This window comes from Capillibacterium thermochitinicola, from assembly GCF_013664685.1.
Lineage (GTDB): Bacteria > Bacillota > UBA4882 > UBA10575 > UBA10575 > Capillibacterium > Capillibacterium thermochitinicola.
On record NZ_JAAKDE010000041.1, the window covers coordinates 1 to 6160 of the forward strand.

The following is a 6160-nucleotide window of genomic DNA, read 5'->3' on the forward strand; positions in this document are numbered from 1 at the left end:
CACACTAATCTGGACTTGATCGTCAGTATTTGTACTGAAGCGGTGTCTTTTTATTTGCACAGTGTAATAATCAAAGTATAGGAAATTATAATTCAAAGTCCTGTTTCATTCTCCACATTCATCGTGGTGCTCATGTTCATGGCAAACAGAACCAGTAGATTTAAGAGAACCCTGCAGGTATGCTTCTACTGCTGCTTTGGCATCACCTCTTGCCCCAACAATAACCTCAATGTTCCTTTCATTAAAAATGTCAACTGCACCTCCTCCCATACCACCACTGATGATGACGTTTACTCCACGATCGGCAAGAAAATTAGGCAAGAATCCAGGTTTATGCCCGGGGTTAGCGATGGTTTCACTTTTAACAATTTTGTTGTTTTCGGTGTCAAAAATTATAAACCCTTCGCAATGTCCAAAGTGCTCAGTCACCATTCCGTTATCACTTGCTACAGCAATTTTAATCATAGTTGACCTCCTCCATTCTTTTACTCTGAATATATTCATCAAGTATCCTTGCAGCTTGCTCAACAAGTTCTGCGCAAGGCCGCTTTTTATAATAATTATCATTTCTGGTCTCGGGTATAGGTTTATCATGCTTAATTGAAATACCTAACAGTTCCCTGCATATGATTGATCCGTTTTCATTTTCAAATTGTTTTGCCAAATCTTGAACTAGCTCATAATGTTCTGCTTTCGCATTTTTGCTGGATGGATCTGTGTAACCATATTTCATGCCGACCACCATAAACATTCCTGTCACAGCACCACATACTTCTCGCAACCTACCCATACCTCCTCCGAAAGAAGATGCAATTTTTAATGCTGTTTCCGTGTCCAGCCCCGTTTCATCACAAAAAGCAGCAAAAACAGATTGAGAGCAATTGTAGCCTTTTTTAAACAATTTTCTTGCCAAATCTGAATGTGCACTCATTTATTATCTTCCTCAATGATTTCCTCCAATACTTTTGCCACCGGATCAAGCCAATCGCCGTCAAAAAGTTCTATCATACCCTTATCACAGGCGGCAGAAATTTTGGGGTTGACCGGAAGCTTAGCAAGCACTTTTAAATTATGCTTTTCGGCAATTTCGTCAATATGGCTGTCGCCGAAAATTTTGTGTTCCTTACCGCAATCCGGACATTTAAAATAGGACATATTTTCTACTAAACCAACGATAGGAATATTCATCATTTCAGCCATCCTGACTGCTTTTGATACAATCATGGATACAAGCTCCTGAGGCGAGGTTACAACAATGATCCCATCAACAGCAATGGATTGAAATACAGTAAGGGGAACATCGCCGGTGCCCGGTGGCATATCGATGAACATAAAATCCACATCGCTCCAGATAACATCTGACCAGAACTGCTTTACCATATTTCCGATCAGGGGTCCTCTCCACACAACTGGATCGGTATCATTCTCTAAAAGCAAATTAACAGACATTATATCAATACCTGTCTTACTTTTAACTGGGAATAAGCCAAATTCACTTCCTGTGGCTTTTTCCTTGATACCAAATGCCTTAGGAATAGAAGGCCCGGTTACATCAGCGTCCAGAACAGCGGTATGATACCCCATTCTATTCATGGTAACAGCTAGCATGGAAGTTACCAGTGACTTTCCAACCCCTCCTTTACCGCTGACAACACCAATAACCTTTTTAATGCTGCTCATTTCATGTGGTTTCACGGAGAAATCATTTTTCTTCTCTTTTCTTTCTGCGCAGTCCTCCGAGCAACTGCTGCAGCTTTGGTTGCAATTTTCGCTCATAATATTAGCTCCTTCCTGTATATTTTTCATGCATGGTTGTTATGCTGTAATAACTTTAGTGTTCGGTAAACATAATAAGCAGTGCGAAAACAATTCCCAATATAAATGCTAGTGTAGAGTGCTTTTTCTCATATTCCCTTGCTTCAGGCAATAAATGCGATGCCGAAACGTATATTAAAACACCAGCAACAAATCCAAGCATATGTCCTAAAACATTGTTACTAAGATGTTGAACAATTGGATATGCTATAAAGGCACCGATAGGAGTTGTTAATGCTGCTGCAAGAAAAGCATAAATCCCAGCTTTCCTTGTGCTATATCCACCTTTAAGTAACATTGAAAAAGTTATAACGCCTTCGGCGAACTCATGAACAACCAACCCAACTCCAGTAAGAATTCCAACTACTGTGCTGATACTAAAAGTAACTGTGTATACAACGCCATCTATAAGTGAATGAATTAAGATACCTTCAATTGCAGTTATGCCAAAGGCCAGTTCTTTTTGCTTTGTTTTGTATTTGATGATCTCATTGCTGAAATACATAAATAAAAATCCTGCGAGCGCAGTAAATCCTGCGTAGGAGGTTTTTTGTATAGCTTGAGGTAAAGTCATTATCAGCGGGGAAGAGATAAGTATTCCCGCAGCAAAACACATACAATAGTCTTTAATTTTTTCTGCCCATTCGCGATTTTTATAAAGAGTCCAGATTCCCAAACTGTTTACTAACATTGCACCTATCGCAAAGGCTGAAATCAAAATAAATGTATTAATATCTTTCACAGGCATTCATCTCCCTTGGTTTGCACTATCAAATAATTCATATGTGTATTTCACTGCCTGCTGACAGATAATCGATGCTATCACCCATAATAGTTTTCAGCCTTTTATAAGGCTCCAGACCAGTGCAATGACATGTGTAAAACTTTGCTTTTGTATCCACCAGGTATTTACCAATTCTATCTATCATTTCATGGACCTCGTTTCCGCCAGAACGGTTGGAAAGATGAAATCCACCTATCACATAGTTAGGCATACGTCTTTTTAAGTCATGGAAGTATTCAAGAATATTTACAATACCATTATGGGCGCAGCCTGTTACCAAAAGCGTCTTTCCTGCCTCCTCTATAATGAGGTTTTGTTCATGCGCAAAAGTATCCTGTACTATTTTGCCGTCATGTTTCATAAGCAAACTGTCATTTGACTTTGGTAGAGGTTCCTTCCTGGTAATATTTGAGAACACTTGAACCCCCTTGCTGACAAAGAAACGGTCTGATGTAAATACAATTCGCTTGTTTTGCTTCAATTCTTCATCCAAGCCAATATACTCCGGTTCATCATTTGAACGCAAAGCATAGTATTTTTCAAATGCTAGTCGGTGTAGGAATACCTCGGCTTTCGTGTTTTCACGCAAAAAAGCTCTTAGCCCGCCACCATGATCATAATGCCCATGCGAAATAATCAGATAATCAACCTCAGAGATATCTACATTCAGCTTCTTTGCATTTTCAAGAAATAACTCACTAGCGCCAACATCAAAAAGAATTTTGTGACTATTTGCTTCTATATAAAGGCTAAGTCCGTGTTCGCTGCCGAAGTTTTTGGATAGCGCTGTATTCTCAACTAGTGTTTTGATAATCATGACCTCAGCCCACCACCTTCTTCAAACAGCAGTTCCATTGTCTTGCTATAAATTGCTTTCACTGCTGCACCTGAGGCACAGTCTATATCAACAATTGTCTGCCCATTATTAATTGCTTTTACCGCGTCCAAATCAAAGGGTATTCTACCCAAAAGGCTAATTCCCTGACCTTTACAGAAGTTTTCTATCTTTTCTGTGTTTTGCATATTTGTGTCAAACTTATTGATACATACCGCCGTCTTTACGCCAAATTTCGCAGCTGTATTTATAATCCGCTCCATGTCACTAATTCCGGATATGGATGGCTCGGCCACAATTAACACCATATCAACACCGCTCAAAGACGCTATAACCGGGCAGCCTATACCGGGAGATCCGTCAATAATGGCAAACTCCACATCAGCGGCTGCTGACTTCATTTGCTTCTTTACCTCGGTAACCAACATTCCGGAGGTTCCGCTGCCCATTTTTAGCTGCGCTGTAGAAAATACTTTTTCTCCATCTGTATATAACAGCAGTTCACCAGCTACAGCAGGTTTTAAAGTCACAGCTTCAACAGGGCAAACAAGCTCGCAAACCCCGCAACCTTCACAGGCAAAAGGATCTACCTTGTATTTCCCGTCTGCTGATATAGCTTCAAATCGGCAGTTTTGCATGCATTGTCCGCACTCTATGCACAGCTCGATATCTATCTCGGCTTTCGGCAAACCATAAAAGTCTGTTTTCTTTGGCAGGGAGTTTTGCTTTGTTATAAGATGCAGGTTAGGTGCATCTACATCACAGTCTGCATAAGCCTTAGCCTTTGAAAGCTTGATAAAAGCACTGGCTATTGTAGTTTTACCAGTACCGCCTTTACCGCTAAGAATTAGAAGTTGTTTCATGATGCACCTCCTTTTTCACAGTCTCCAGCAAAAAAGAAAAAATCGTCCGGTATCTTTCACTTTTCCTTACAGCGATTTCTGCATTTGAATTTAGCATACCGAGTGCACTGTCAAATGGAATTCGACCTATAATTTTTATGTTCTTTTCTATGCAGAATTGCTCTGATGGATTTTCACCATCAAGGCACTTGTTAAGAACAACTCCGAACGGCTTGTTAAATAACTTCACCAGTTCATATACCATGTTAAGGTTATGAACGCCGAACAATGTAGGCTCAGCTACTAATATACAGTAGTCTGCATCCTTAATGCTTTCCATGACTATACAGGCACTTCCGGGAGGGCAGTCGATAAATATCGTCTTGTTCCTTTCAGGTTTGTTCTCATTAAGCAACTTTTTTATAATTGGTATACCCGAAGGTTCACCGGTGTTCAATATTCCTGTATATACTGTTACCTGGTCCGAAGCTCCTTTTTGGATCTTGCCAATAACCTTTTCTTTCTCTGTTAACGCTTTCTCAGGGCAAAGCAAGATACAACCTCCACAAGAGTGACATATATCTTCAAATATAATCAGTTTATCTTTTATATAGGCAAGGGCATTAAACTTGCAAAAGTCAACACACTTTCGACATCCATTGCATAGCTTGCCATCCACCTTTGGAATTCGTACATGTACTTCTTCTTCCTGAATGTTTTCGGGCTTAAAAAAAAGGTGGCCATTTGGTTCTTCAACATCACAGTCAATATACGTTGATATTTTTGCAGCCGCAGCTAAATTAACCGACACCAGTGTTTTTCCTGTGCCGCCCTTGCCACTTAGCACAGCTATCCTCATTTTAGTTCCCTCCATGGCCATGAAAACCAGGATGAATTTCATCGAGTAAGGATAGCTTTCCACTGATGAAGTCATCAATATTTTTTTTAGCGGAAATACCCGCTGTTTTATATATTTTAATATCAGCGGATTTGAGCACATTAGCTGCATTTTCGCCACATCGGGGAGTAAGTAAAGCGTTCACTTTATTATCCACTATTGTTTGTGCTGCCTTAATTCCTGCTCCGCCTGTACTTGCTGCTGCACCATTATAAAGAAATATACTCTCTTTAGTTTCAGTATCATAAATTAGAAAATAGGGAGCACGCCCAAAGGATACACATACATTCGACTCCAAACTTTTTTCATCTACCGGAATTGCTATTTTCATGAGAATCCTCCATTCTATTAATATAATTATTGATCGCATTTCGTAATGCGCTAACGCCTAAATTAGAGCAATGAACCTTGTTCTCAGGAAGTCCATCTAAGGCATGTATGAACATTATCAGTCACCTCTATCACTACCTGCAAAGCGCCAACCATGCCGATACCTGCGACAACCTCGTCCGCATCCATTTCCGAATCCTTCACATAGCTTGTATACACCACCTTCTATCAAGAGTACCTTACCATTTACCAGAGACTCGGCAATCTTTTTTCTAGCTTCAGCGTAAATGCCTTGAACAGTAGTGCGTGCAACATCCATCTGCTTGGCACATTCCTCTTGCGTAAAGCCTTCCAAATCAATAAGCCTTATGGCTTCATACTCATCAACTGTCATTCTTACGAAATTCGCTTCATCTACCTTTAGATCAAGAGGACCAAACTTATTACTTTCAGGCAAACAGCATACTTTTCTCCATTTCATTGGTCTCGGCATATTTTTAGTCGCCTCGATTCTGATAGAAACTATAATGCTCCCATAGTGTGAGACACAAAAATAAAAAAGTAAGTTATAATGGAAGCATGAAAAAGAGAAATCAATACTCAGCGGAATTCAAAAGCAAAATAGTACTGGAGGTACTCCAAGAAACCTCTACGGT

General features: G+C 39.9%; 9 protein-coding genes and 1 pseudogene. All 10 read right to left on the bottom strand.

The window, feature by feature from the left end; all coding sequences use genetic code 11:
• Positions 1 to 105 precede the first annotated feature (105 nt).
• Positions 106 to 465, bottom strand: coding sequence for a NifB/NifX family molybdenum-iron cluster-binding protein (locus tag G5B42_RS10745; protein WP_118475431.1), 360 nt, complete (start codon positions 463 to 465; stop codon positions 106 to 108).
• Positions 458 to 931: a C-GCAxxG-C-C family protein gene (locus G5B42_RS10750; RefSeq protein WP_181340480.1), complete on the bottom strand. Its 474-nt coding sequence runs from the start codon at positions 929 to 931 to the stop codon at positions 458 to 460. Before G5B42_RS10750 ends, G5B42_RS10745 begins: the two co-directional genes overlap by 8 nt.
• A complete protein-coding gene (locus G5B42_RS10755; protein ID WP_118475155.1) occupies positions 928 to 1776 on the bottom strand; it encodes an Mrp/NBP35 family ATP-binding protein in 849 nt (282 codons plus the stop codon). Before G5B42_RS10755 ends, G5B42_RS10750 begins: the two co-directional genes overlap by 4 nt.
• A 55-nt stretch (positions 1777 to 1831) precedes the next feature.
• Entirely contained in the window at positions 1832 to 2563 is a 732-nt protein-coding gene (locus G5B42_RS10760; RefSeq protein ID WP_181340481.1) for a ZIP family metal transporter, read from the bottom strand.
• Positions 2564 to 2594: 31 nt separating this feature from the next.
• Complete coding sequence (locus G5B42_RS10765) at positions 2595 to 3416, bottom strand: MBL fold metallo-hydrolase (RefSeq protein ID WP_132029541.1); 822 nt, start codon at positions 3414 to 3416, stop codon at positions 2595 to 2597.
• Positions 3413 to 4297, bottom strand: coding sequence for an ATP-binding protein (locus G5B42_RS10770; protein ID WP_181340482.1), 885 nt, complete (start codon positions 4295 to 4297; stop codon positions 3413 to 3415). Before G5B42_RS10770 ends, G5B42_RS10765 begins: the two co-directional genes overlap by 4 nt.
• Positions 4275 to 5135 (bottom strand): nucleotide-binding protein, encoded by an 861-nt coding sequence (locus tag G5B42_RS10775; protein WP_132029537.1) that lies wholly within the window; start codon positions 5133 to 5135, stop codon positions 4275 to 4277. Before G5B42_RS10775 ends, G5B42_RS10770 begins: the two co-directional genes overlap by 23 nt.
• A gap of 1 nt (position 5136) precedes the next feature.
• Positions 5137 to 5505 carry a NifB/NifX family molybdenum-iron cluster-binding protein gene (locus G5B42_RS10780; RefSeq protein WP_181340483.1) on the bottom strand — a complete coding sequence of 123 codons (369 nt, stop codon included), beginning with the start codon at positions 5503 to 5505 and terminating at the stop codon, positions 5137 to 5139.
• Positions 5480 to 5614 (bottom strand): annotated as a pseudogene (locus G5B42_RS10785) (iron-sulfur cluster assembly scaffold protein); the annotation flags it as partial. The pseudogene G5B42_RS10785 and the gene G5B42_RS10780, both read right to left, overlap by 26 nt.
• Before the next feature lie 8 nt (positions 5615 to 5622).
• Positions 5623 to 5997, bottom strand: coding sequence for a DUF134 domain-containing protein (locus G5B42_RS10790; RefSeq protein ID WP_181340484.1), 375 nt, complete (start codon positions 5995 to 5997; stop codon positions 5623 to 5625).
• Positions 5998 to 6160 lie beyond the last annotated feature (163 nt).

Excerpts from the sequence above, each read along its gene's own strand:
- G5B42_RS10745 (WP_118475431.1), bottom strand. The coding sequence starts at position 465 with ATGATTAAAATTGCTGTAGCAAGTGATAACGGAATGGTGACTGAGCAC.
- G5B42_RS10750 (WP_181340480.1), bottom strand. The coding sequence starts at position 931 with ATGAGTGCACATTCAGATTTGGCAAGAAAATTGTTTAAAAAAGGCTAC.
- G5B42_RS10755 (WP_118475155.1), bottom strand. The coding sequence starts at position 1,776 with ATGAGCGAAAATTGCAACCAAAGCTGCAGCAGTTGCTCGGAGGACTGC.
- G5B42_RS10760 (WP_181340481.1), bottom strand. The coding sequence starts at position 2,563 with ATGCCTGTGAAAGATATTAATACATTTATTTTGATTTCAGCCTTTGCG.
- G5B42_RS10765 (WP_132029541.1), bottom strand. The coding sequence starts at position 3,416 with ATGATTATCAAAACACTAGTTGAGAATACAGCGCTATCCAAAAACTTC.
- G5B42_RS10770 (WP_181340482.1), bottom strand. The coding sequence starts at position 4,297 with ATGAAACAACTTCTAATTCTTAGCGGTAAAGGCGGTACTGGTAAAACT.
- G5B42_RS10775 (WP_132029537.1), bottom strand. The coding sequence starts at position 5,135 with ATGAGGATAGCTGTGCTAAGTGGCAAGGGCGGCACAGGAAAAACACTG.
- G5B42_RS10780 (WP_181340483.1), bottom strand. The coding sequence starts at position 5,505 with ATGAAAATAGCAATTCCGGTAGATGAAAAAAGTTTGGAGTCGAATGTA.
- G5B42_RS10790 (WP_181340484.1), bottom strand. The coding sequence starts at position 5,997 with ATGCCGAGACCAATGAAATGGAGAAAAGTATGCTGTTTGCCTGAAAGT.